This window comes from Thermococcus sibiricus MM 739, from assembly GCF_000022545.1.
Taxonomy (GTDB): Archaea; Methanobacteriota_B; Thermococci; order Thermococcales; family Thermococcaceae; genus Thermococcus_A; species Thermococcus_A sibiricus.
The window spans coordinates 321470-343335 of sequence record NC_012883.1 but is presented as its reverse complement, the minus strand read 5'-3'; the positions used below and the strand labels follow the sequence as shown (position 1 = coordinate 343335).

At 42.8% G+C, this 21866-nt stretch carries 28 protein-coding genes and 3 tRNA genes; 2 read left to right on the top strand and 29 right to left on the bottom strand.

Features of this window, described 5'->3' with window-relative positions; genetic code table 11:
* Position 1 precedes the first annotated feature (1 nt).
* Positions 2-1243: an ABC transporter substrate-binding protein gene (locus tag TSIB_RS01750; protein WP_048160175.1), complete on the bottom strand. Its 1242-nt coding sequence runs from the start codon at positions 1241-1243 to the stop codon at positions 2-4.
* A 222-nt stretch (positions 1244-1465) separates the two neighbouring features.
* Between TSIB_RS01750 and TSIB_RS01745 the strand changes: the two genes are divergently transcribed.
* Positions 1466-2401 (top strand): carbohydrate kinase family protein, encoded by a 936-nt coding sequence (locus tag TSIB_RS01745; RefSeq protein ID WP_015848643.1) that lies wholly within the window; start codon positions 1466-1468, stop codon positions 2399-2401.
* On the opposite strand, the gene TSIB_RS01740 is transcribed toward TSIB_RS01745, so the two are convergent.
* The 22 genes from TSIB_RS01740 to TSIB_RS01640 all read right to left on the bottom strand — a co-directional run bounded on the left by TSIB_RS01740 (position 2367) and on the right by TSIB_RS01640 (position 14198).
* Positions 2367-2708, bottom strand: coding sequence for a hypothetical protein (locus tag TSIB_RS01740; protein WP_015848642.1), 342 nt, complete (start codon positions 2706-2708; stop codon positions 2367-2369). The genes TSIB_RS01745 and TSIB_RS01740 overlap by 35 nt on opposite strands.
* The gene (locus TSIB_RS01735) at positions 2705-3526 is read right to left on the bottom strand and encodes a cysteine synthase family protein (RefSeq protein WP_015848641.1); all 822 of its coding nucleotides are present in this window, start codon (positions 3524-3526) and stop codon (positions 2705-2707) included. Before TSIB_RS01735 ends, TSIB_RS01740 begins: the two co-directional genes overlap by 4 nt.
* A gap of 165 nt (positions 3527-3691) precedes the next feature.
* Positions 3692-4285, bottom strand: a complete 594-nt coding sequence (locus TSIB_RS01730; RefSeq protein WP_048160174.1) for an adenine nucleotide alpha hydrolase family protein — start codon at positions 4283-4285, stop codon at positions 3692-3694.
* Positions 4282-4812 carry a DUF998 domain-containing protein gene (locus TSIB_RS01725; RefSeq protein ID WP_148206147.1) on the bottom strand — a complete coding sequence of 177 codons (531 nt, stop codon included), beginning with the start codon at positions 4810-4812 and terminating at the stop codon, positions 4282-4284. The genes TSIB_RS01730 and TSIB_RS01725 overlap by 4 nt, the downstream gene beginning before the upstream one ends.
* Positions 4809-5957, bottom strand: a complete 1149-nt coding sequence (gene thiI / locus TSIB_RS01720; protein WP_015848637.1) for a tRNA uracil 4-sulfurtransferase ThiI — start codon at positions 5955-5957, stop codon at positions 4809-4811. Before thiI ends, TSIB_RS01725 begins: the two co-directional genes overlap by 4 nt.
* Before the next feature lie 15 nt (positions 5958-5972).
* Entirely contained in the window at positions 5973-6581 is a 609-nt protein-coding gene (locus TSIB_RS01715) for a nitroreductase family protein (RefSeq protein ID WP_015848636.1), read from the bottom strand.
* Positions 6582-6668: 87 nt separating this feature from the next.
* Positions 6669-7274 carry a 30S ribosomal protein S2 gene (rpsB, locus tag TSIB_RS01710; protein WP_048160173.1) on the bottom strand — a complete coding sequence of 202 codons (606 nt, stop codon included), beginning with the start codon at positions 7272-7274 and terminating at the stop codon, positions 6669-6671.
* 5 nt (positions 7275-7279) lie between these two features.
* A complete protein-coding gene (locus TSIB_RS01705) occupies positions 7280-8305 on the bottom strand; it encodes a hypothetical protein (protein ID WP_015848634.1) in 1026 nt (341 codons plus the stop codon).
* A gap of 8 nt (positions 8306-8313) precedes the next feature.
* On the bottom strand, positions 8314-8487 hold the full coding sequence (locus TSIB_RS01700) for a DNA-directed RNA polymerase subunit K (protein ID WP_048160172.1): 174 nt from the start codon (positions 8485-8487) through the stop codon (positions 8314-8316).
* A 21-nt stretch (positions 8488-8508) separates the two neighbouring features.
* Positions 8509-8586, bottom strand: a tRNA-Pro gene (locus TSIB_RS01695).
* Between the two features lie 19 nt (positions 8587-8605).
* Positions 8606-8803 carry a DNA-directed RNA polymerase subunit N gene (locus TSIB_RS01690; protein WP_048160171.1) on the bottom strand — a complete coding sequence of 66 codons (198 nt, stop codon included), beginning with the start codon at positions 8801-8803 and terminating at the stop codon, positions 8606-8608.
* 48 nt (positions 8804-8851) lie between these two features.
* Positions 8852-9259, bottom strand: coding sequence for a 30S ribosomal protein S9 (locus tag TSIB_RS01685; protein WP_048160170.1), 408 nt, complete (start codon positions 9257-9259; stop codon positions 8852-8854).
* Positions 9260-9269: 10 nt separating this feature from the next.
* Positions 9270-9698 carry a 50S ribosomal protein L13 gene (gene rplM, locus TSIB_RS01680; RefSeq protein WP_015848630.1) on the bottom strand — a complete coding sequence of 143 codons (429 nt, stop codon included), beginning with the start codon at positions 9696-9698 and terminating at the stop codon, positions 9270-9272.
* A gap of 6 nt (positions 9699-9704) precedes the next feature.
* Positions 9705-10067: a 50S ribosomal protein L18e gene (locus tag TSIB_RS01675; RefSeq protein ID WP_048160169.1), complete on the bottom strand. Its 363-nt coding sequence runs from the start codon at positions 10065-10067 to the stop codon at positions 9705-9707.
* A 51-nt stretch (positions 10068-10118) separates the two neighbouring features.
* A tRNA-Leu gene (locus TSIB_RS01670) sits at positions 10119-10206 on the bottom strand.
* 1 nt (position 10207) lies between these two features.
* Positions 10208-10984, bottom strand: a complete 777-nt coding sequence (locus TSIB_RS01665) for a DNA-directed RNA polymerase subunit D (protein WP_048160168.1) — start codon at positions 10982-10984, stop codon at positions 10208-10210.
* A 35-nt stretch (positions 10985-11019) separates the two neighbouring features.
* Entirely contained in the window at positions 11020-11439 is a 420-nt protein-coding gene (locus TSIB_RS01660; protein ID WP_015848627.1) for a 30S ribosomal protein S11, read from the bottom strand.
* Positions 11436-11978 (bottom strand): 30S ribosomal protein S4, encoded by a 543-nt coding sequence (locus TSIB_RS01655; RefSeq protein ID WP_015848626.1) that lies wholly within the window; start codon positions 11976-11978, stop codon positions 11436-11438. The genes TSIB_RS01660 and TSIB_RS01655 overlap by 4 nt, the downstream gene beginning before the upstream one ends.
* A 10-nt stretch (positions 11979-11988) precedes the next feature.
* A complete protein-coding gene (locus TSIB_RS01650; RefSeq protein ID WP_048160167.1) occupies positions 11989-12435 on the bottom strand; it encodes a 30S ribosomal protein S13 in 447 nt (148 codons plus the stop codon).
* A gap of 41 nt (positions 12436-12476) precedes the next feature.
* Positions 12477-12563, bottom strand: a tRNA-Ser gene (locus tag TSIB_RS01645).
* Complete coding sequence (locus TSIB_RS10135) at positions 12549-13136, bottom strand: class I SAM-dependent methyltransferase (protein ID WP_015848624.1); 588 nt, start codon at positions 13134-13136, stop codon at positions 12549-12551. Before TSIB_RS10135 ends, TSIB_RS01645 begins: the two co-directional genes overlap by 15 nt.
* A 51-nt stretch (positions 13137-13187) precedes the next feature.
* The gene (locus TSIB_RS01640; RefSeq protein WP_048160166.1) at positions 13188-14198 is read right to left on the bottom strand and encodes an RNA-guided pseudouridylation complex pseudouridine synthase subunit Cbf5; all 1011 of its coding nucleotides are present in this window, start codon (positions 14196-14198) and stop codon (positions 13188-13190) included.
* 255 nt (positions 14199-14453) lie between these two features.
* Here TSIB_RS01640 and TSIB_RS01635 point away from each other — a divergent pair, with 255 nt between their 5' ends.
* Positions 14454-14678 carry a hypothetical protein gene (locus TSIB_RS01635; protein ID WP_015848621.1) on the top strand — a complete coding sequence of 75 codons (225 nt, stop codon included), beginning with the start codon at positions 14454-14456 and terminating at the stop codon, positions 14676-14678.
* Here TSIB_RS01635 and bgaS read toward each other — a convergent pair whose 3' ends face one another.
* Genes bgaS through TSIB_RS01605 form a run of 6 tightly spaced genes read right to left on the bottom strand, consistent with a single transcriptional unit; the run spans position 14679 to position 21852 of the window.
* Positions 14679-16142, bottom strand: coding sequence for a beta-galactosidase BgaS (gene bgaS / locus TSIB_RS01630; protein WP_048160164.1), 1464 nt, complete (start codon positions 16140-16142; stop codon positions 14679-14681).
* 3 nt (positions 16143-16145) lie between these two features.
* Positions 16146-16964 carry an ABC transporter ATP-binding protein gene (locus tag TSIB_RS01625; RefSeq protein ID WP_015848619.1) on the bottom strand — a complete coding sequence of 273 codons (819 nt, stop codon included), beginning with the start codon at positions 16962-16964 and terminating at the stop codon, positions 16146-16148.
* On the bottom strand, positions 16957-17973 hold the full coding sequence (locus TSIB_RS01620; RefSeq protein WP_015848618.1) for an ABC transporter ATP-binding protein: 1017 nt from the start codon (positions 17971-17973) through the stop codon (positions 16957-16959). The genes TSIB_RS01625 and TSIB_RS01620 overlap by 8 nt, the downstream gene beginning before the upstream one ends.
* Before the next feature lie 10 nt (positions 17974-17983).
* Positions 17984-18832 (bottom strand): ABC transporter permease, encoded by an 849-nt coding sequence (locus TSIB_RS01615; protein WP_015848617.1) that lies wholly within the window; start codon positions 18830-18832, stop codon positions 17984-17986.
* Positions 18833-18843: 11 nt separating this feature from the next.
* Positions 18844-19851 carry an ABC transporter permease gene (locus TSIB_RS01610; protein WP_015848616.1) on the bottom strand — a complete coding sequence of 336 codons (1008 nt, stop codon included), beginning with the start codon at positions 19849-19851 and terminating at the stop codon, positions 18844-18846.
* 12 nt (positions 19852-19863) lie between these two features.
* Entirely contained in the window at positions 19864-21852 is a 1989-nt protein-coding gene (locus TSIB_RS01605) for an ABC transporter substrate-binding protein (protein ID WP_228359819.1), read from the bottom strand.
* Between the last annotated feature and the right edge of the window lie 14 nt (positions 21853-21866).

Below are 21866 nucleotides of genomic sequence, written 5' to 3'. Positions count from 1 at the left end.
TTCATTCTTTTGGGAACTTTTCATCAAGTGTCTTCAAAACCTCATCCAATCTATCTGGTTGTACCCATAAAAGTTTTAATTGATCCCAGAATGCCTTCTGCCATTCTCCTCCAACACTATCATCCAAATCTGGTGCTGACTCAACGTTAGCAACAACTTTGGCAACATCCTTCATTGGCTCCCAGTAATCATCCATTGTAACCTCCTTCCATGTCGCAAGTTTTCCAGAGCTAGTACCAACGTGAATCCTTTGTCCTTCTGTAGCTATAAACTTGGCAAGTTCTAATGCTTCATCTGGATGACTTGTGTACTTTGGTACCATAAAGTAATCTGGGGCGAGAACCATTGCCTTAACTCCTGGAAGTGATATTAGTCCGAGGTCAGTGGGATCATCTACCATACCCGTTAACCACGTTCCCATGAAGTAAAGTGCGTATTCTCCCTTCCACCATAACTCTACAGCAGACGTCCACTCAATCGGATCACTGAAATATCCAGCCTCTAGAAGTGGTACAAGTCTTTCTTCAAATATGCTCCTCACCTGCGGGTCTTGCCACTTAACTTCGCCATTTATAAGTTTCTGTTGGAGTTCTGCTCCACCAAAGGTCATAATAAAGTGCTCAGTTACATCAGAGAGCGGCCATCCAACGCTATCTCCACTAACTATTGGTGCTTTTATTCCAGGTATTTGTTTTATTTGCTCAAGCAATTTCACGAATTCATCCCATGTTTCTGGTGGTGTTAAACCATGCTCTTCAAAGAAGGACTTTCTATACCAGAAACCTGGCTTAGCTGCTGCAGTAAATGGTGCTCCATAGATTTTTCCATCAACTGTAACTGTGTCTAAAATTCCAGGAACATATTCATTTGGATTAATAATTTGGCCTAGTTCCATTACGTGGCCTTTCGTACCCATGTCTGCAATGAACCATCCCCACATGAAGATCAAGTCTGCAGGAGTATCTCCCGACTCAAATTGCAATGGTAAAATTGTCGAAAGGTCTTCTGCTCTATAGGTCTTGTATTCAATCTTTATATCCGGATGCTCAGCTTCAAATTCCTTGATAACCTCATTGAAAGCATCAAGCTCAGCTCCAGACCACGGGCCTATTACTTTCAAAGTAATTTGTTCCAAAGTTGTAGTTTGAGTGGTAGTTTCACCACCAATACACCCACTTGCCACAACTGCTACTGCCAAAACTCCTACCAACAAAAAACTAAACAACATTTTCCCCGCCTTCATAGAGACACCTCGAGACAATATGTATACTAAAAGTATATATACCTTACTGTCCACATATGTGTACATATCTGGAGTTGTACATTCCTTATAATTACAAAAAGGTGCTAAAAATCCCCTTTTAGTGACATCTTCAAAAAGCCAAATACATGATAAGGGATATTTACTTTAAGTATAATAAAGAAAAACTTTAAACATTTATGAGTATCCTAGAGGGGGAGTAGCATGATATTTTCAATAGGAGAAGTCTTAATAGATTTTATTGCGAAAGAGGAGGGAGCATTAAAAGATGTCATAGAATTCGAAAAACATCCTGGAGGAGCCCCAGCAAATGTTAGCGTTGGATTAGCAAGATTAGGGGTCAAATGTGCCTTGATAAGTAAAATAGGGGCTGACCCCTTTGGAGAATTCCTTATTAATGCTCTTGAACGAGAGGGTGTAGAAATCAAGTATATTTCTCAAGATATTGAAAAACACACAGGAATAGTTTTTGTTCAGTTAATAGGTGCAAAACCAGAATTCATACTTTATGATGGAGTGGCCTATTTCAACATGAAGCCTGAAGATATGAACGTAGATATAGAGGGTGCAACTCTCATTCATTTTGGTAGTGTTCTTTTCGCAAGAGAACCCAGTAGGTCCACATTATTTGAAATACTAAACAAGGCCAAAGGAAAGGTTCCCATTAGTTACGACGTTAACATAAGACTTGATCTTTGGAAAGGAAGAGAAAATGCCATGTTTAAAGATATAGAACATGCTCTAAAACTGGCAGACATAGTGAAAATAGGAGACGAAGAGGTGGAATATTTGCAAAAAAATGGATTCAACCTAAATGACTTTGATTTCAAACTGATTGCAATAACCAAAGGTGCAAAAGGAAGCACAATAATTCACAGGGGAATAAAGGTAGAAGTTCCTTCTTACAAGATAAAGCCCACCGATACAACAGGAGCTGGAGATGCATATATGGCAGCCCTTTTGGCCTCTTTGAGTTACATGAACAAGTTAAAAACACTAGAATTTTCAAAACACGAGCTAGAAGAGATCGGACGTTTCTCAAATTTAGTAGCTGCCCTCTCAACAACAAAAAGAGGAGCCTGGAGCGTGCCCACTTTAGAAGAGCTCAAACATTATGGGAAGTTTCAATTTCTTCCTTAGATTCTTCTTTTTCCTTCTGGCCGAATAAGCCGATCAAATCATGAAGTACCAATAAATCTATTCCAGCGTTAAGAGCTTGGGGAAGCGAACCTGCCATTAGCATCAAGATCGCAAAGAAAAAATCTAGTCCTTTGTATATTACAGCTATCTTAACAGCTCTCTTCTGCCCTCTGAATATCCCCCAAGCAAGAAGAAAATTTAACAATGCAAATGCAAGCAACATATATCGCTCAATATTCTCGGCTCCACTAGAATAATATAAGAGAAAAAGCGATTGAAGGAAAAGTAGGTACGCTGCTAGTTTCATCGAACCTCACTCAAGTATTTTTCAAAGACTTCAACGTATTTAAACCCATCGTCGGGAAATATCAAAACCGTAGTTCCAAGATACTTATCGTGGATTTTCTCAAAGGCCTTAACTACTGCGCCCGAACTCAAGCCTATTAAAAGACCTTCCTTTCTGGCTACCTGTATTGATCCTTCGATTGCTTCTCTTTGGGTAATCTCAATTACTTCGTCAATCTCCACCTTAAAAAACCATTTTGGCTTTGTTTCAAGCCTTTTTATGCCTGGTATCTTTTCGCTTTTGGCCGGTACCACTCCAATAACTTTTGTGTTGTAACGTTCCTTGAAATATTTCGCTATTCCACCTATGTGGCCCGAAGTGCCTATCCCTGCTATTATAACGTCAGGTCTTTTGCCTATGCTTTTCAGCTGTTCGTCTATTTCTCTGGCAGTAAAGCGATAGTGGGCATCAAAATTGTCGTCGTTCTCGAATTGGTTCAGATTAACTGCCCCGGCTTTTTTCGCTTCTTCGATGACATATTTGACCATGTCGGGATCTATGACCTCAAAATCGGTCATAACTACCTCCGCACCGAGTACTTTGAGCAAGATTTGGGTAGTCATTGGCGTCGGCTTTGGCAAGTATGCTCTAAACCCTATTCTCAGAACGTCGCTGAGGGCTGCCAGAGAAATCCCGACGTTGCCGGAAGTCGCCTCAAAAAGTCTTCTGACACCGTTAATGTCTCCACGCTCAATGGCTTTCATAAGCATGTTAAAAACTGCTCTGTCCTTTATGCTCCTGCTGAAGGGGTTAAAGAACTCCAACTTGGCAAAATACATCCCCCCTCTCATCTGAAAGTGAAAGCTTGAGCAGGGGGGTTGGTTTAAATTTTTCAAAAAGCTCAAGTGGACTGTTGAACACGTTCATTCTTGATCACCGTATTGGCCTCTTAATCGGTGCTTATAAGTGTTTCTTTTGCGGCAATCTTATACAAAAATGTGTATTCAACACTCTTTTCCGAAAACTTCTCTATAAATCTTTTTGAACTCGCCGAGAGCCCCTCTTATTATGGGATGCCTCGGCACGAAATTACAGCTTTCTTCGGGCTCTATGCTTATCTCAAACGTGCCTATCTCTTTTGCAATTTTCTCGATTTCCACTTTATCCATTCCTATCAACGGCCTGAGCACCGGCAGATCAGTTGCAAGGCTTATTATTAAAAGATTATCAAGGGTTTGAGAGGCAACTTGGCCGAGAGAATCTCCGGTGATTATTACCATGGCATTTTTTTCTTTTGCTATCTCTGCGGCTTTCATGAGCATGCTGAATTTGCAAAAAATGCATATCCACTTTTCTTTTTTCAACTCTATCAGCTTGTCGAAGATGGGTTTTTGGTATTCAAAGGCATCAACGGCAATCAGTTCTTCTAAACTGTCGGGATAAAGCTCTTTAAGTCTCATCCAGATTCTCCTAACTTTCTGGTGATTGACCTCACTCTGCATGAAGTGGATCGGATAAACCGTAAAACCTTTTTTGAGCATTAGGTAGATTGCCACAGGAGAGTCTATTCCCGAACTTAGAAGCGCAACAGCCTTCACTCTTCCACCCCCAGGGTTAGGTATATTATCCAAGCATTTATGAAGAGGGCCCCTACAAGTTCCGGGATGGCAAGTCCTTCGAACACCTTGGTAAGGTAAAGCATCATCATGAATACTATCGGGCTGCCAAGAAGCCATGCAATAGCAGAGCTGTTTTTTCTCCTTTTCCTCAAGCCGTAGATAAAGATATCCGCGAAGAGCAGAATGTAAAAGGATAGCGCAAAAAACGAATGGGGTTTATACTCTTCGGGGAATATTCCCACGAGCAACAAAGAGAACATGCCAAGGGGAAAGAGGATAGTGACTGTTTTTTCCTTTAACATTTCAACGCCAAATACCATCCCTACAAAGCCAAGAAGAATCAACAAGAAATTGAAAAAGTATCCAATAGGGTTTTTAATAGAACCCATGTCACTAAGGGCATTTTCTGTTAGGGAAAACCAAGGATTCAAGTGGATAGTGATAAAGATGCCACCAAAAGCAAGAAAGGGAAAGGAAAATCCCAACACTTTTACCCACTTTTTCATTGACATCCCCTTTTCCTCGGCTCTTCACCGAAGATTGTTTTGTAAAGCTTTTTGAACTCCTCCCAAGAGCCTCTTATTACCGGATGCTTTGGAATAAACGGTACTTCATCCTCTGGCAGTGTAGAAAGTTCAAATGTCCTAATGGTCTTTGCGATTGCCACTATCTCTTCCTTATCCATCCCCACCAAAGGCCTGTAAATTGGTAGGTCGCTTGCCTGACTTACTATATACATATTTTCGAGTGTTTGAGATGCCACTTGACCTAAAGAATCACCCATGACGATTCCTTTTGCTCCAAATTCCCTTGCAATCTCATCCGCTTTTTTAATCATCATATACTTGCAGAAAACGCATGTATAATTTTCTTTTTTAAGCTGTTTTAGTGTTTGAATAATCTTTTCTCTTTCTTGCGGCTTAATAACTATTAAGTCACTTTTACCCCCATAGTGGTACTTTTTTAGCTGGTTCCAAATCTTTCGAACCTTCTCCAAGGTCTTCTCTCCAACATAGATATGAACCGGGATTACTTCACATCCACGCTTCATCATCAGAAAAGCTGCAACCGAAGAATCTATACTCCCGCTTAAAAGAGCCATGACCTTCCCTTGAGTTCCTACTGGAAGGCCACCAAATTCCTGGAACTTATCAACATAGACGTATGCCTTCCCTTCCATTAGCTCAATTCCCACTTCAATATCATAATTCTTCAAATCCACCTTACATTCCTCATTTTCTAATATGTACTCCCCAACTTTAGCTGCTAACTCTTGGCTTTTTAGAGGGAATTCCTTGGTTATTCTCCTTACAGTTACTCTGAATCTTGGGCTTTCTAATTCAAGTGCCCGCATTTTTCTTCTAAACAGCTTTAAGGAGGTTCTATATATTTTGTCCAGCTCTACGTATATTTCAGCAGCAGGTGAAAGCGATACTATACCGAAAACCCGCCTAAGAACTTCCACACTTTTTTCCGCTTTGTTAGTCTTTACAATAATCCTGCCATGCTTTGCAAAGACGTTCTTGTATTCTATGCCCTCACTTAAGAGGGCCTCCTTTATGTTGTTGACCAAAATGCTTTCAAACCATCTTCTAGTTTTCGATGATTTTGTGCCTATCTCACCGTATCTGATTATTACTGCATTTAACATTCCTTTTCACCGAATTTAAATTACCTTAAGAACTTTCTCAAGGGGTTTTCTTCTTGGTCTGGGAACTATTTTCTCAGCAGGATACCCTACAGGGATCAATCCAACAAGGTACCAATTATCATCAAGTCCAGTCATTTTCCTGAGCTTTTTTTGGTATTTCTCCAAACTGGTAACTCCTATGTAGCACGTTCCCAATTCTAGCTCTACTGCCTTCAGCATGAGGTTTTCTATTGCCATTGCAGCGCTTTCAATGCTCCATAGAAATTCAATTTCCTTGTACTCCTCTCCTTTTAAGAAGCGTGTTTCTTTATCCACAAAAACTCCAATGTAAACTGGGGCTTTGTACATTCCTTTTTCAAATATCCTCATTCTCAGTTTTTCTATTTTTTCCTCGGGCAAACCGTGTGCACGGTAGTACTCTGCATGAGCTTCATATATCGTCTCGTGAATTCGTTTTCTGAAATTTTTATCTTTGTAAACAACAAACAACCAGTTTTCAAGACCACTCGCAGTAGGAGCCCTTATGCCAACTTTAACTAAATCTCTGATCTTATCTTCCTCAACTTCTCGATCTTCGTAATATCTTACTGATAATCGTCTATTTATTACATCCTTTAACTCCATAGACACCACCAAAAGAATAACACTTCAAGAATTAATACATTTTTCGATAGAGAATAAGGGAAGGAAAAACCAAAGAGTGGAAAGAAGTCAACCACCACCTATTCTCATCTCAAATTCTTCTATTGGGACTTTAAAATCTTCTCTGCTTGTTATATCGCCTCTGTTAAAGAGAACTTCCCTAGTCAAAATCCAGTAAATAAGAGCCAAGGATTTTCTCCCTTTATTGTTTGTAGGTATAGCTAAGTCCACATAACTCAGAAGATTTTCAGTGTCAACAAGGGCCACTACCGGGATACCAATATCAATTGCCTCTTTCATGGCTTGGTGATCTGCCCTCGGGTCTGTTACTACTAGCACATCAGGCTCAAAGAAATTCCTAACCAATGGATTTGTCATACTACCTGGTAAAAATCTTCCAGGTATCGACCTTGCTCCTGTAATTTCTCCAAATTTTTTGACTGGCTTCTGACCATAAAGTCTAACGCTCACTGCCAATATTCTATCCGGATCAAACTTTGCAAGGAACTTTCCTGCAGCCCTTAGTCTTTCATCGGTTTTTCTAACATCTAGAACGTAAAGACCATCTTGTCTAACCCTATATATAAAGCGCTTCATATCCTTTGTTTTCTGCTGCGTTCCAATGTGAACACCTGCAGCAAGGTATTGATCGAGTGGAACCAAATATTCTTCCATTTTCTTCACCCCTCAAATGTTATTATTCTTCCTCTTTCACCCAAATCTTCTGCTATCCTAATAAGCTCATTTATTTTAACGAGGGATCCCTCGTGAAACATTATGGCGGGACATTTAAATCCCACTGCCAAATGAGGCAATGCTTCATCAGCAGATTCGTATTTTGCTTCAGCTAATATTGGAGCTATTCTCTCAGATTTAACGTCATTAATCAAGTTGTAAAGATCTGTAAGTGTGCCCAAATTAATTGGCTTGATTGATAGAGCATTGTAATATCTCCTATCTAGTATGTTCCTTGTTTTAAAGAGGTACTCACCGTCCACAAATATCCCATGAGTTCCAGCTATGAGCTCAAGAAATAACTCTTCTTCGCCCAATGGTTTAATATAGGCAATATTATAATCCTCAACTGTTCGGAGTACTTCTTCAAGCTTCATTTTTCTCTTTTGTATTAGTCCTAGTGCAACTTCCACTCCCAACTCATCACCTGCCAGTTCTGAAGCCTTTGATAGTCCTTCTAGAGCTACTTCCCTGGAGTTTTCTTTGATTTTTACCATTGCATCGACTACATCGGAGATTTCCATCAAATCCCTAACAAGCACAATATACTCAAAATTATCATCTTCAGCAAATTTGAGCATTGGGACTGGGAGCTCAGTGGTAAAAGTCCCTCCAATGTAACTGTACAGAGGCACTTTTTTCACATTCGCAGCGGCCTTTGCAACGGCTACTGAAACTGCCAATGCAGTATTAGCACCTATGTGACTTAGATCCTCGGTACCATCTATCTCCCAGAGATAGGAATCTATAAGCTCTTGTTCTTGGGAGTCAAAGCCTATTAGTTCAGGCCCGATTATCTCATCAACCTCACTCACAGCTCTGTGTGCTTCCACAATATATAGGGAAGGGTCTTCATCAATAGGCGCTGCAAATCTTCCAAAGCCAGAGGTAGTAATAACGTCAATTTCAACGGAGTATTTGCCACCTTTGAGGACTGAAATTCTACCCACCACATTTTCAATTACTGTCATCGGATCACCTAACTGGGTCTTATAACGGTTATTGGGATTATACCCTTCTCAAATTCCACTATTGCAGCATCTAATGGACTAGCACCTTCTGGAACATTAATTAGTACTGGTGCCCCCATAGCTATCTGTAAAGCCCTCGCCCCTATAATTCTCGCCTTTTCAAATCTTGTATATCTAAACATTTTTATCACCCATGCAAATTTTGGTGGGGCCGCCGGGATTTGAACCCGGGTCTCTGGCACCCCAAGCCAGGAGGATGGACCAAGCTACCCCACGGCCCCTCCAAAGAAATGTGGTTGTTTAGTACACCCTGTAGTGCATTATCTCATCTATTAACTCAACATGACTTAGGAACATTCTTCTACAGCAGTATCTTTCAAGTCCAAGGTCATCCAAGACTTTTTCAGGATCTTCCCCTTTTTCCACACGTTCTTTGAATATGTAATATTTATCTCCAATCACCTTTCCACAGGTGAAACATCTCACAGGAACTATCAAGTGAACCACCTTTTTGGTTTTTAAATTTTAAGGAAAGTTTGAAGGAGATCAACGGTAACTCTTCTGTCTCTTTGCTCTTGGACCCTTTGTAGAGCGGTTGGGTTTGTGTGGTTCTGTTCTTCTTGAGTCACCCACGAGCATAGTTCTATCATACTTCATAAACTTTTCTTTAAGGTTCATGTCTCCTGTCCATTCAACCAACGCCCTTGCTATTGCAATTCTAGCCGCTTCAGCCTGCCCCATAAATCCTCCGCCTTCAACTTTAACATCAACATCTACTTTACCTAGTATCTCCTCTCCAGCAATAACTAATGGCTCCATTATTGTAAATCTGGCTATTTCTGGCTCAAGTATTTCAACAGGCTTGTAATTAACCCTCACTCTACCATTTCCTTCTTTTATGGTAGCTCTCGCAACTGCACTTTTCCTCTTTCCTGCGGTTTGGATTATCCTCATTATCATCACCTCAGAACTTTCCACCAAGGAATTTAGCAACCTCTCCAACCGTTACATACTTGGGGGTTTTAACCCTTGACATATGAGCCTCAATTATAGTCTCAATCTCTTTCTCTTCAAACTCTTTTGGAACTCCAGCATAAACTTTGAGTCGTTTGAAGGCTTTTCTTCCCCTGTCTGTCTTCCAAGGGAGCATTCCTCTAATAGTCCTTCTAACTATCTCATCGCTTCTCTTTGGGTAAAATGGACCCTTTCTTGGGTTTGTCCTTGTCCTAAGTTCTGTCCTCTGCTTGTACTTCTCGAATATGAACTCCCTATTTCCTGTGATTATTGCCTTCTCTGCATTAATAATAACAACATCTTCTCCTTCAAGAAGCATTTTTGCAACTTTTGAGGCAAGCCTTCCAAGGATTAATCCTTCAGCATTAATAATCCTCATAGCTCATCACTCCATTATGATTACTCCACTACCCCTCGGGTTTCTCTCAATGAGGTCTTCAATTGTTATTGCCTCTCCACCAGCTTGAATTATCTTCTCCTTTGCCTTCTCGCTGAATTTCCATGCAGCTACAATGACTTTGTGATCCAAGTCCCCTGCACCCAAGACACTACCGGGAACTACAATAATATCTCCTTCTTTTGTGTGTCTATTTATCTTGCTTATATTTACTTCGGCTTTTTGCCTTCTTGGCCTTTCTAAGCGCCATGCTATATCCTTCCATACTTTGACATTCTCTTCATTTGACTTCTTCCTTAGATAGCGAATGAGTCTTCTCAAATTAATATCAGTTGGACCAGTCCTCTTCATGAACATTCCTCCTTTCTTTAATTCTCGCATCGAGGGACGGGGTGATCATTATGGTGCGGGGGACGGGATTTGAACCCGCGAACCCCTACGGGACGGGACCCTAAATCCCGCGCCTTTGACCAGGCTCGGCAACCCCCGCGCTATTCGGCTAATTTATGAAGCTCGTTTATAAATTTATCGCTCTTTCTCATTAAAATTTTGAGCGCTACGCTTATCATTTCCTCAACAGGGAGCTCTCCGTTGCTTTCCACTGTAAAGACGAATGTATTCGGTACTACCTCTTCCTTTATTTTTTCTCCAATGTATTGTTCAAATTCTCTCGGAATGTAAAAGCTTCTTATAGTAGTTATTATCAATTCATTCTCAGTTTCTTCAACAGGTAACTTTTTCTTTTTTGCAGCTTTTTTAATGTCCTCCCATTTAGGAACTTCTTTACTTACATGAACCTCTGTCAAGTATTTGTAGTGTGCAAAGCCTGGCTGCCATTTAGCATGATCTTTTCCTTTTCCCATTTTTGCATATGCATTAAACACTAACCTCTGGCCCTCTGCAAGCTTTACAATAGGTATGTTTGGATTTACCGGCTTCACATCTGGATCATCACTCTTTAAATCTCCGGAATAAACTATCGCCGGTCCTTCAGCTTCTAAACTTAAAGTCACAGTATAATCCTCTAACTCCATGCTTTCAAGTTCAAATCTATCAAAAGGAGTAGTTAGAGGAATCAAAGATAATCTATGGGCTATTATCTCATCAAAGAGTGCAGAATCATTTTCGTAGAATTCCACTTCATCAATTGCAAAAGTTGGCACTTCCCCTATTATCGTTCTCCTAAGAGCATTTGCAAACGCAATGTCCATACCCTCTAAGATGAATCGGATTGCATCATCTCTTTTTTCAAGAATTTTTATTTGCATTTTTCTCACCAAAAAAGAAGTTTTAAGGGGGAGAATCAAACTCTCCTTCCCCTTCTGCCACCTTTTGGTCTCGTACCATCGTGTGGTATTGGAGTAACATCCTCTACCCTACCAATTCTTAGACCTGCTCTTGCAAGTGCTCTAATTGCAGCTTGGGCACCAGGGCCTGGGTTCTTGCTCTTGCTTCCCCCTGGGGCTCTAACCTTTATGTGAACTCCATTAATTCCTTTTTCCATGGCTTCTTCAGCTGCTCTTCTAGCTGCGATCATTGCTGCATATGGAGATGACTCGTCTCTATCTGCTTTTACCACCATCCCCCCACTCCACTTTGAGATAGTCTCTGCCCCGGTGAGATCTGTAATGTGAATAATAGTGTTATTGTAAGAGGCGTAAATGTGAGCTACACCCCATTTCTCTTTCTTCTTTATGTTAACCGTTTGTTGCTCTTCACTCATTGTGCCTCACCCTTTTGAACCTCTTCAATAACCATTCTCTCCGGGTGTTGGGAGTTAGCAAACGGTGATGCCCTTCCATAAGTTATTCCATCTTCTTCCTCTTTGAGTACAAGATAACTCGGTGATCTAATTATTTGTCCATTTACCTCGATATGTCCATGGACAATCAACTGCCTTGCTTGCTTAATAGTCCTTGCAAGACCTTTCTTGAATACCAATGTCTGAAGCCTCCTCTCTAGAATGTCATCTATTGTAAGTGAAAGCACGTCATCAAGGTGTGCTCCTTCTGGAAGTATGCCCAATCTCGCTAATCTTTGAAGAAGTTGAGCCCTCTCAATTTCAGCTTGTTTTCCTCTTGCAGCAAGTAAACGTCTAGCTCTTCTCCTAAAGTTCTTAAGTTGAGTTTCATGCTTCCAAAGCTCTTTCTTGTTTTTAAGAGCATATTTTTGTACTAATACCCTCTCCCTATCAAGTCTTTCCTTAATCCATGGATGAGAGGGAGTTTCATACCTTTTTCTTTGTCTTTTTGGATCTCCCATTTGTACCACCTCACTTCTTCCTTCTGCTCACACCAAGTGTTAATCCTCTTCTAAAGTTCGACCTAGTTCTTTGTCCTCTTAATGGTAAACCAAGTTCATGTCTGATACCCCTGTAAGCCCTGATTTTCCTAAGTCTGTTAACATCCTCACGCCATGCCATAACAAGCTTTGCTCCGATAAGATGCATATCTCTCCCTTGTTCGTAATCTTTAGGTCTATTGAGTATCCATGAAGGGAGGCCATGTTTCGCAGGATCTTCAAGGACTGCTTCTATAGCCTTCACTTGCTCTTCTGTAAGATAACCTGCTTTCATTTTTGGATCTAAACCAGCTATTCTGCATATTACTGTTGCAAAGTTTACTCCTATCCCTCTAATTCCAGTAAGGGCCAATCTAAGTTGTTTGTGCCCGTCTATATCAACATTTGCTACACGCACGATATGTCTAAAGTCAGCCATTATAATTACACCTCCATACCTCAATCCTTCAAAGAGGATTTTGGCGCCGGGACGGGGATTTGAACCCCGGCGGGCAAACGCCCACGGGCTCTCAAGGCCCGCGCCATCCCAGGCTAGGCTATCCCGGCATACACTCTAAAGCCCGATCCCCTCGCAATTTCTTTTACTTCGTTGAAATTCTCCTCCATGAGGCCCTTAATATACTTTGCGCCTTGATTAGTGCGAATGACAATTTGAAGTAATCCTCCATCGTAGAGATGATAGGGTGCATTTATAACTATTTCCCTCAATATATCCTTCCCGGCATGCACTGGGGGATTCGTTATTATGCTGTGAAACCTTTCTCCCTTCACAGGTTCATAGAGATGGCCCCATCTTACTTCGGCATTCATAACGTTGTTGATTTTTAAGTTTTTCTTTGCTATGCTTACGGCCCTTTTGTTTATATCGGTCATTACAGCATAATCCACAAAGCGTGAAGCCACTATTCCAATCGCCCCATAGCCGCATCCTAAATCCAAAACCTGCCAGTTTTCTTCAAGTACCATGTTCTCTATAAGTAACTTCGTCCCCCTATCAAGTTTTCCAAAGGAGAAGACACCGCTGGAGGTTATGAATCTAAAACGCTCTCCTCTAATGACTACCTCAATCATTTTGGTCTTTAACGGAACGTTCGGCTCTTGAGAATAATAGTGGCTCATGATCGAAAGTTAGATGAGGGGTTTATAAATCTAAGTGGGAAAATGAAAAGCTTACCACATCTTCGGATACCAGTCCCTTGGCATGAAAACTTTCTCAACATCAACTGCAATGCCCTTGGTTTTAGTAAGCATCTCCTGTGTGTTCATCTTTGCCTTGCCTAAAGCGACGAGTTCATCCTTGAGGGTCATTATCGCAACAAGGTCGTCGGGTTTTATGCCTTTATGGAGCTTTACTATCCCGGGAACTGCTAAGTCAGCACCATGAGTAATGGCAGCAACTGCGGAATCCCTTATCCACACCTTCGGAAGATGCTCCACAGCTTTTTCCATCGGCTGGATTGCTCTCCTAAAATATTCCTCAATGCCATCTTCTTTCCAGAAATAGTAGGCATCTATAAGGTCATGCAGGGTAACAAGGGTTTCATCTTCCTTAAACGGCCCACTTCTTGTTCTTCTCAGCTCGGACATGTGAGCGCCTACTCCCAAAGCCAAACCAATATGATGGATGAGCGAACGGATGTATGTCCCTGCTTCAACTCCTACCCTAAAAAGCACATCCTTGCCCTCTATCTCAAGGACATCAATATAATACACCTTTCTAGTTCTAAGTCTTCTCTTAACGGCACTTCTCAAAGGAGGCCTTTGGATTATTTCCCCTTCGAATTCCTTCATAACTACCCTTATTTTATCCTCTGGTACTTCACCATGAAGGTGCATCAAAGCCACATACTCTTTACCTGCCGGCAAAAGTGCTTGAACAACCCTCGTGGCCCTTTCTAAAGCTACAGGTAAAACTCCAGTAACTTTTGGGTCCAAAGTTCCTCCGTGGCCAGCTTTTTGAAGGTTAAGAAGCTTTTTTATCCACGCCACAACTTCATGGCTCGTGGGGCCCGGAGGCTTATCAAGACTTATAATACCAAACTGCATATGCATCTCAATAGGCCTTTTCTCTGGAGGAAAACCCCATTTTGGGTTGGTTTCAGCTTTCTCGTCCTTGATAATGATTTCTCTTTTGAGATCAGCGGGAAGTATTGCCTCTCGCCTTTCTTTTTTTCTACCCATTCTACCCACCTACAAAAAATTGAGAAAAGAGGTTATAAACCTTTACAGTGTCAAATAAGTACTAACAGAATAAGGTGTGGGGGGAGTTAGATTTAAGTTTTTCATCATACTTCAAAGAAAGAACGGGGAAGAAATAAGGTCTAACCTCCAATACAATCTGGTAATTTCAGTCTTGAACCCTTTTGTCGAAACAAAAAGTTTAGTTAAGATAAATACATCGTGAAAAACGAAACCCAAAAACTTAATATTTCTACGATGGGACATTCTGATGGTGGAAGGAAAATGGAAGTTGATCGATACAGACATTTTCTCTTTTTTATGGTCTGGTTCTTTCTGCTGAGCCTTTATACCGTCATTGCCCTTAGAAATGAAGTGCACACACTTACCTTCAAGGTGGGCCTTTTTATGCTACTCATAACGCTCATTGGAATAATAGAATTGGCAGCAAAAATAAGGGCAAAAATAAAAAGGGAAATATAGTCACTGCCGCATCAGGGGCGTTAAATCTGCCAAATGGCTCAGTTCTTCGGGTATTTCCTTATGTGTCGCTATCTCCCTGAACACGAGGGCACTAGGTCTCAGGTACCGCTTTTTAGTTTCGAAGTCTACATGAAGGAGTCCGAAGCGCATCCTGAAGCCCTGAGCCCACTCGTAGTTGTCCGTTAATGACCAGTGCAGGTAACCTCTTACATCCGCCCCGGCTTTCATAGCGTTATGAATCGCCTGGAGATGACTCACGAGGTAATAGGGCCTGTACCTATCGCTCTCGTCGGCAATCCCGTTCTCTGCTATAATCATTGGAACGCTGTATTTCTCATGAAGTTCTTTGAGAAGCTTCTCAAGTCCCTCGGGATATATCTCCCATCCGAAGTCACTACATGGCCTTCCTGACTTTGCGTAGCCCCTCTTGACACCCGAAAATCCATAACCTGATACGGGCATTATGTAATCTCCCACCTTATCAAAGGCAAGCCTTGAGTAATAGTTCACCCCAAGCCAATCGACGCGGCCTTTCAAGTCTTCCCTACCCTCAGAGAGGCTCGAACTGCCGAAGTAAACAGAGTCCACGAAGCGGTGAAGGTTTGTCTCGCGTATTCTCTTTACTTCATCTTCGATGTCTTCCCTTAGAGAGTCTAGCCATGTGTAAGCGTATATTAGTCCAACGGGCTTGTCAGAGTGCTCTTTTATGGCGTCGTACGCACGGGCGTGGGCCTGGATGAGATTTTTGGCGACTTTTTCAGAGGCCTCAAAGCTCAGATAACCCGGTGGAAAGCCAGAAGTTGGCCTTGAGTAGCCGTTTTCAAAGACCACGTTGGGCTCGTTCATGGTGCTCCACATGTCCACCAGCTCGTCAAGATGGTAGCTCACGAAAGCCACGAACTTCGCAAACTCCACAACACTTCTCTCGTCAAGCCACCCGCTTGGAGCCCTGTCAGGACCGAGTCTTCTCACTTTGATTGGGTCATGAAGCCAGAGCGGAAGTGGCCAGTGATAGAGGTTCAAGATGAAGACCTTACCCCGATCTTTCCAGTCCGAATAGATCTTTCGATAATGTTCAAGTGCTTTCATGTCCGCCAGCTTTTCCATCTCCACAATGGCTCTCTCCGGAACATCGACAGCAACCATATTTCCTTCTTCATCCTTCTCAATGTCTGCCTTAACGTCAAAGGTGGGCTTCGGAAAGAGCCTCGCCCACTCTATTCCCCCTCTTATGGCACCCATTCCAAGTTTTTCAGCGATGTCATGATCCTGCTTGTAAAGGTGCCAGTAGGCCGGGCCGTTTTCTGGCAGGTCCCCACTAACCAAACCGGAGGCTATGTTCTCCACGTCGTGAACCCAAGCCCACCAGTCACTGTGGGGCACTTCACTCCCTTTCAATCCCATCTCAAACTGGAATCCAGACCAAGAGTAACCAAATAGGAACTCCTTAGGAAACCTGAGCAACTTTCACACCTCCATAAAGTCCTCCCATTTCCTGTAAACGGTTGGAACACTTTCTACGAGCGTCTTAGTGTATTCATGCTGCGGGTTATCAATAACTTCTTGAGGTGTCCCCGCCTCCACGATCTTTCCCTTGTACATTATGAAGACCCTGTCAGAGATGAAGTAGGATAAGCCTATGTCATGGGATATGAATATTATAGAACTTCCAAGCTTGTTGCGGAGATCCTTGAAAATCTCTACTATCCTACCCCTCGTTGACACGTCCAGCATTGAAACTGCTTCGTCAGCGATTAACAGCTTTGGCTTTAGAATCCAGCTTCTTGATATCATGACCCTCTGAACCTGACCCCCAGAGAGCTGGTGAGGATATTTTCCAAGGATCTCCCCTGGATTTAGGCCCACTGCCTTAAGAGACTCTTCTTTTAGGCGTATGCCCTCCTCTGAATTGGGTTCAACACCTATGAGCTCAAGAGCTTGGTTTAGGACTCTATCTACCTTGTAGAAAGTGTTAAAGCTCCCCATAGGGTTCTGGAAGACCGCGTGCACCTGTCTCCAGTACTCTTTGCGCTCCTCTTTGGTTTTTATCTCCTTCCAAATATCCCTCCCGTAAAAAAGCACCCTTCCAGAAGTAGGAGGGATAAGCCGGAGTATTATCTTTCCAAGAGTGGTTTTTCCAGAACCGCTCTGTCCTATCAGGGATATTATCTCGCCCTCTTTAACCGTAAAGGACACGTTGTCAACCGCTTTGACCACTATTTTTTTGATGAAGCCTGATGTGAATACTTTCGTGACGTTATCACAGATGAGCATCTCTCTAGTCATTTTTCCTACCTCCTTCGTAAAGCCAGCACGCTACTTGAGTTTTTCCAACTTCAACAACCCCTGGCTCCTCTTTCTTGCAAACATCCATAGCATATGGACATCTTGGATGGAAACGACATCCTTTTGGAGGATCTATAAGATTGGGTGGCTGTCCCGGGATGTAGGAGATACCCTTCTCCCTCTTCTCCGGCTCTATGGATGTAACAGAATCGATGAGACCTTTCGTGTAGGGATGGAGAGGATCCCTAATTACGGAATCTACTGGACCCACTTCAACTATCTTTCCGGCGTACATAACCACTATGCGGTTTGCTATCTGTCTCACCGTGGCTATATCATGTGTTATAAATATGATGCTGTCCACGAGATTTAACTTCCTGAGCTTGAGGAGAGACTTTAAGACTATTTTCTGAGTAGTTACATCGAGTGCTGATGTCGGCTCGTCTACTATAAGGATTTCCGGGTTCAGAAGCGTTGCCATGGCCAACACTACTCGCTGTCTCATCCCTCCGCTCAGCTGGAAGGGGTAGAGTTCAACCACATAGTCAGGGAGGTCAAGCTCAGCAAGCCGCTCTTTTGTGGTTTTCACTGCTTCTTGGAAGTTAATGTCATTGTTATGCGAGCGAAGAACATCATAGGCAATTTTTTTAATCCTTATTGTGGGCATGAGAGCGTTCAGGGCGTCTTGCGGGACATAAGTTATATGTTTACCCCAAAGACGTCTTTTAACTTCATCTCTGCTTTTGAATTGACCTATCTCAAACCTTTCCCCATCTCTGCTTATAATCTCAAGTCTACCTCCCATATATTGCAACGGGGGGGTCAAATCTATCATCATGGTTTTGGCGAGGGTAGACTTACCACACCCGCTCTCACCAACAAGACCAAGGATGTCTTTCTTGTACACTTCTAAATTAACGCCATCCACTGCCTTCACGAGATACTCGGTCGTTCCCTTGAGTTGACGATAGTATGCCCTTAACTCCTCAAGAACCATTCTTTTGTCCATCGTTCACACCTCACATCTCCCTCAGTCTTGGGTTAAATACCTGTTCTATTCCCGTAGCTATCAAGAGCAGTGAAGTCGAAAGAGCCACTAGAAGTATTCCCGGAGGTATGAAGACCCACCAGTGACCGAGGAAGTACGACTGAGTAACTGCTGCGAAGTAGAGCATCTTTCCGAGGGTCATTATTTGAATTGGTGTTAATCCTAGTATGCTGAGCCCAACCTCTGCGTTTATCCCTATGTTCATGAAAGTGACAAAGGAAACTATGGTGTAGGTAGTCACGTAGGGGAATAGGTCAAAAACTGCTATCTTAAGATCACTGTAACCTGTCATCTTGGAAAAGTTAACGAAGTCCCTTTCCCTTAGACTGATTAACTGTGCCCTTATTGCTCTCGCAAACCACGGCCAAGCAGTCAGCGATATTATCGCAGCCACCAATGTGAGTCCTGAATGCTCAAGGCCGAGGTAGGTCGCTATGATAATGGCTAGAAGGACGTTGGGTATTGTAATGACAACGTTAGTAAAGGCCATTAACGTTTCATCTATGAGCCCACCTTTTATTCCAGCCACAATTCCGATTATGAGTCCTATGAGAATCGAGAATAATCCCGTAAGGGCTCCTACATAGAGAGAGTTCCTTATACCTATTACCACCTGTGCAAGGATATCCCTTCCAAACTGATCTGTTCCGAGAAGATACTCACTACTTGGTGGAACTGCCGGAGGCCCAGCAGGCTTAAAAGGATCCACGGGGTAGAGATAGGCACCAAATAAAGCTAAAAGGATTTCAAACATCAATATGGCGAACCCTATGGAGAACCTATTATTTCTGAAGAGTACATAAAGTATTTCCTTGTTCATAATTAATCACCTCACTCCCTTGCTCCAAGCCTTATTCTTGGATCTATTAGCACGTAGATGAACTCCACTATGAAGTTCGCAAGCAGGAGTGTTCCTATCAGAATGAGAAAGATCCCTTGTATCAATGGATAATCCCTCGTTCCAAGTGCCCTAGCAAGAAGGATACCCATACCCTGGTAGTTGAAAATTTGCTCCGTGATAATCTGTCCGGCCATAACCGTTCCCAACTGGATTGCTATTCCTGTCACTTGTGGGAGCAGGGAATTCCTGAGGACATATCTAAATATAATCTCGTTGCTAACGTTGAGCCTCTCGGAAAAATTGACGTACGTTGACCCAAGTTCCATTGTTGCTAAGACTCTCATGCCTATTATCCATCCTCCAGTACTCACAAGGGCTATGGATAAGAATGGAAGTATGTAATGACGGAGGTAGCTTTTTATGAACTCCCAGCTGAAGGAGGGAGCTAAAGTTGGGTCATAGGCTGAACCCGAGGGCACCCATCCAAGCTTAATTGCGAAGGCGAATATGAGAACCATGGCCATCCAGTAATATGGAATTTGGGAGGTTATTATGCCCGTTGAGACAGTGATCTTTTCGAACAATGTGCCTCTTCTGTAAGCCGCCCTTGCACCGAGATAGTTTCCAACGGCCCATGAAACCAAGGTAGCCGGTATGAGCAGGAGTAGCGTCCAAGGTAGATGCCAAGCTATTAACTTCGTCACGGGCTGTCTGAATGAAGATATCGAAGTCCCCAGATTCCCTGAAAATGCGTTTTTAAGGAATTCTAAATACTGAACATGGAGGGGCTTGTTTAACCCAAACTCCTCTATAAGCCTCCTTTGATATTGATCGAGCAGCTCAGGTGAGAGCGAACCCTGGGATAGTCCTGCTATAATCTGCTGCACTGGATTGCCCGGAGCTATTCTGGGCAGAAAGAATGCGATACTAACGGCAACAAAGTACGTAGCGAGTAAAAAAGAAAGTTTAATGAGGAAATACCTGTATAATGGTCTCATCACTACCACCTATCATTTGAGAAGTTTTCTGGCACCTATCACAATTATAATGACTACTATGATAATTCCTACAAGCCCTATAATGAATCCTGAACTTCTACTCGGCTCTTGTGGTTCACTGGGTGATTGAGGCTCAGTTTCCGAAGCGGATGAAGTCGAAAACGTCTCGGTTGGCGTAATCTCGGGAACAAAAACTTCTGTAAGCTGACTGAGGAGTTCTTTGTTCGGTATTAAAATTCCTCCTTCATCTTTGGGCTTGGCCCACTGTGGCGGTTTAATCTCTTCTCCACTTTTTGATAAACCAAAAGTGAGCCAGAGTGGTAGGGAGTACTCTCTGTATGGAGCGACTTCGGTCCACCACGGGTTGTCTTCATTTGGCCATCCCTTCCAGTACTTTTCACTGTAAGCGTACCACTGAACCGAATAGGCAATTGGGATAGCAGGGACTTCCTCATATATGAGTCTTTGAACTTCAGTGTAGTATTTCATGAGCTCTTCCGAGGTCTCAGCCTTTGCTGCCTGAACGAGGAACTCCAAAGCCTTGGAGTTGTTATAGAAGCCCCAGTTCCCGGTTGGGGGAGTGAGTCTTGGATCAAGAACATACCGGTAGGTGTCCCATGGATGATAGAAGGACGGGGAGCTTGTCCATCCAAGGGCCAGGGTGTATCCAGCAGAGTTTACCATACCCCAGTAGGCACCGTAATCCACTGGGTTTGCCACGACGTTAAGTCCAATGTCCTGGAGGTCACTTGCAATCAAATCGGCTGCAATCATCCAGTCTGTCCATCCGGTTGGTATTATTATGTTAAGCTCGATCTTTTCACCAGTGGGAGTTTCAAGATAATCATCACCATCCACATCCTTATATCCCGCCTGAGCAAGAATCTGCTTTGCGAACTCCTTGTTGGTCTGTATCCTGCCCTCGGGATTGCTGAAATACTCTTGAGCAAGGGTAGTGTTGAGCCACATCCTATAGTGGGGAAATACCGTAAACACCAAAGACATTGAAGGTTGCTCTGAATAACCGTAGAATGCTTTGGTTAGGACCTCTTGATAGTCTATTGCATAGGCAATAGCTTTTCTTAAGTTGGTGTCCTGGAAAATCGGATCCCTGTGATTTAAGTAGAGCATAACAAAAGCTCCTGGCCTAAAGTAAGGTTTACTCTTATAGAACGTGCCTATTTCCTTGAAGTTACCGACATTTGGAATAAATATGCCCGACCAGTCAACATTTCCCTGTCTAAGGTCCAGAAGTGCCTGCTCATTACTTAGGTAGATTCTGTGAACTAGGTACTTTGGACCCGGTAGTCCAAAGATGTCTTTCCCCCACCAATCGTCTATTCTCTCATAGACAATTCTGAGTTCATCAAAGTAGTACAGCTTGTAGGGACCCGAGACTACTTGGGGGAGATCTATCCTTACATCTCCACTCTCTGTGGAGACTATGTCATCACATGTTCCACCACAGTTTCTCCAGTTTATGATATCTGCTCCAACTTTTTCATATACTTGCTCAATGATATGCTTCGGTGCAGGGGCAAACTGGAGAGCATAAAGCAAGAACATAGGAAGGTTCTTTTCCTCTCCAATTGTGAACTGAACTGTGTGTGTATCAATTACCTTAACATCGCTGATGTAGGGCTCTGAACCTGCAGCAGGCCCAGAACCAACTTCTCTGGAGAGTTTGTAAGTATATTCAACGTCCTCCGCAGTAATGGGCTTTCCATCACTCCATTTTGCTTCAGGTCTGAGGTAAACGAGGAGAGTTGTCTCGTTTACGAGCTCAAAGCTCTCACCTATTATGGGGACCCACATGTTGAGACCTGCTATGTACTGAAAGAGCGGTAGATACATGAATCCGCCCGATGTGTATGTTCCCCACGTCTGGGATGGCGAGAACAGGTTCCACGTTGATGCAGGGCTCCATTGCGCACCGGTCACGAAAACCGTGTCTTCCCTTGGAAGAGAGACTTGCGCGCTTGCAGACGGTAACATTGCCATAAAAATCAAAAAAA

Coding starts and splice junctions, on each gene's coding strand:
- TSIB_RS01675 (WP_048160169.1), bottom strand. CDS start 10,067: ATGAAGAGGACTGGTCCAACTGATATTAATTTGAGAAGACTCATTCGC.
- TSIB_RS01705 (WP_015848634.1), bottom strand. CDS start 8,305: ATGACAGTAATTGAAAATGTGGTGGGTAGAATTTCAGTCCTCAAAGGT.
- TSIB_RS01685 (WP_048160170.1), bottom strand. CDS start 9,259: ATGAGGATAATCCAAACCGCAGGAAAGAGGAAAAGTGCAGTTGCGAGA.
- TSIB_RS01650 (WP_048160167.1), bottom strand. CDS start 12,435: ATGGCTGACTTTAGACATATCGTGCGTGTAGCAAATGTTGATATAGAC.
- TSIB_RS01635 (WP_015848621.1), top strand. CDS start 14,454: ATGGGACATTCTGATGGTGGAAGGAAAATGGAAGTTGATCGATACAGA.
- TSIB_RS01750 (WP_048160175.1), bottom strand. CDS start 1,243: ATGAAGGCGGGGAAAATGTTGTTTAGTTTTTTGTTGGTAGGAGTTTTG.
- TSIB_RS01700 (WP_048160172.1), bottom strand. CDS start 8,487: ATGTTTAGATATACAAGATTTGAAAAGGCGAGAATTATAGGGGCGAGG.
- TSIB_RS01725 (WP_148206147.1), bottom strand. CDS start 4,812: ATGAAAAAGTGGGTAAAAGTGTTGGGATTTTCCTTTCCCTTTCTTGCT.
- TSIB_RS10135 (WP_015848624.1), bottom strand. CDS start 13,136: ATGAGCCACTATTATTCTCAAGAGCCGAACGTTCCGTTAAAGACCAAA.
- TSIB_RS01715 (WP_015848636.1), bottom strand. CDS start 6,581: ATGGAGTTAAAGGATGTAATAAATAGACGATTATCAGTAAGATATTAC.
- TSIB_RS01625 (WP_015848619.1), bottom strand. CDS start 16,964: ATGACTAGAGAGATGCTCATCTGTGATAACGTCACGAAAGTATTCACA.
- TSIB_RS01640 (WP_048160166.1), bottom strand. CDS start 14,198: ATGGGTAGAAAAAAAGAAAGGCGAGAGGCAATACTTCCCGCTGATCTC.
- TSIB_RS01665 (WP_048160168.1), bottom strand. CDS start 10,984: ATGCAAATAAAAATTCTTGAAAAAAGAGATGATGCAATCCGATTCATC.
- TSIB_RS01745 (WP_015848643.1), top strand. CDS start 1,466: ATGATATTTTCAATAGGAGAAGTCTTAATAGATTTTATTGCGAAAGAG.
- thiI (WP_015848637.1), bottom strand. CDS start 5,957: ATGTTAAATGCAGTAATAATCAGATACGGTGAGATAGGCACAAAATCA.
- TSIB_RS01615 (WP_015848617.1), bottom strand. CDS start 18,832: ATGAACAAGGAAATACTTTATGTACTCTTCAGAAATAATAGGTTCTCC.
- rplM (WP_015848630.1), bottom strand. CDS start 9,698: ATGAGGATTATTAATGCTGAAGGATTAATCCTTGGAAGGCTTGCCTCA.
- TSIB_RS01740 (WP_015848642.1), bottom strand. CDS start 2,708: ATGAAACTAGCAGCGTACCTACTTTTCCTTCAATCGCTTTTTCTCTTA.
- rpsB (WP_048160173.1), bottom strand. CDS start 7,274: ATGGAAGAATATTTGGTTCCACTCGATCAATACCTTGCTGCAGGTGTT.
- TSIB_RS01735 (WP_015848641.1), bottom strand. CDS start 3,526: ATGTATTTTGCCAAGTTGGAGTTCTTTAACCCCTTCAGCAGGAGCATA.
- TSIB_RS01660 (WP_015848627.1), bottom strand. CDS start 11,439: ATGAGTGAAGAGCAACAAACGGTTAACATAAAGAAGAAAGAGAAATGG.
- TSIB_RS01610 (WP_015848616.1), bottom strand. CDS start 19,851: ATGAGACCATTATACAGGTATTTCCTCATTAAACTTTCTTTTTTACTC.
- TSIB_RS01620 (WP_015848618.1), bottom strand. CDS start 17,973: ATGGACAAAAGAATGGTTCTTGAGGAGTTAAGGGCATACTATCGTCAA.
- TSIB_RS01655 (WP_015848626.1), bottom strand. CDS start 11,978: ATGGGAGATCCAAAAAGACAAAGAAAAAGGTATGAAACTCCCTCTCAT.
- TSIB_RS01605 (WP_228359819.1), bottom strand. CDS start 21,852: ATGGCAATGTTACCGTCTGCAAGCGCGCAAGTCTCTCTTCCAAGGGAA.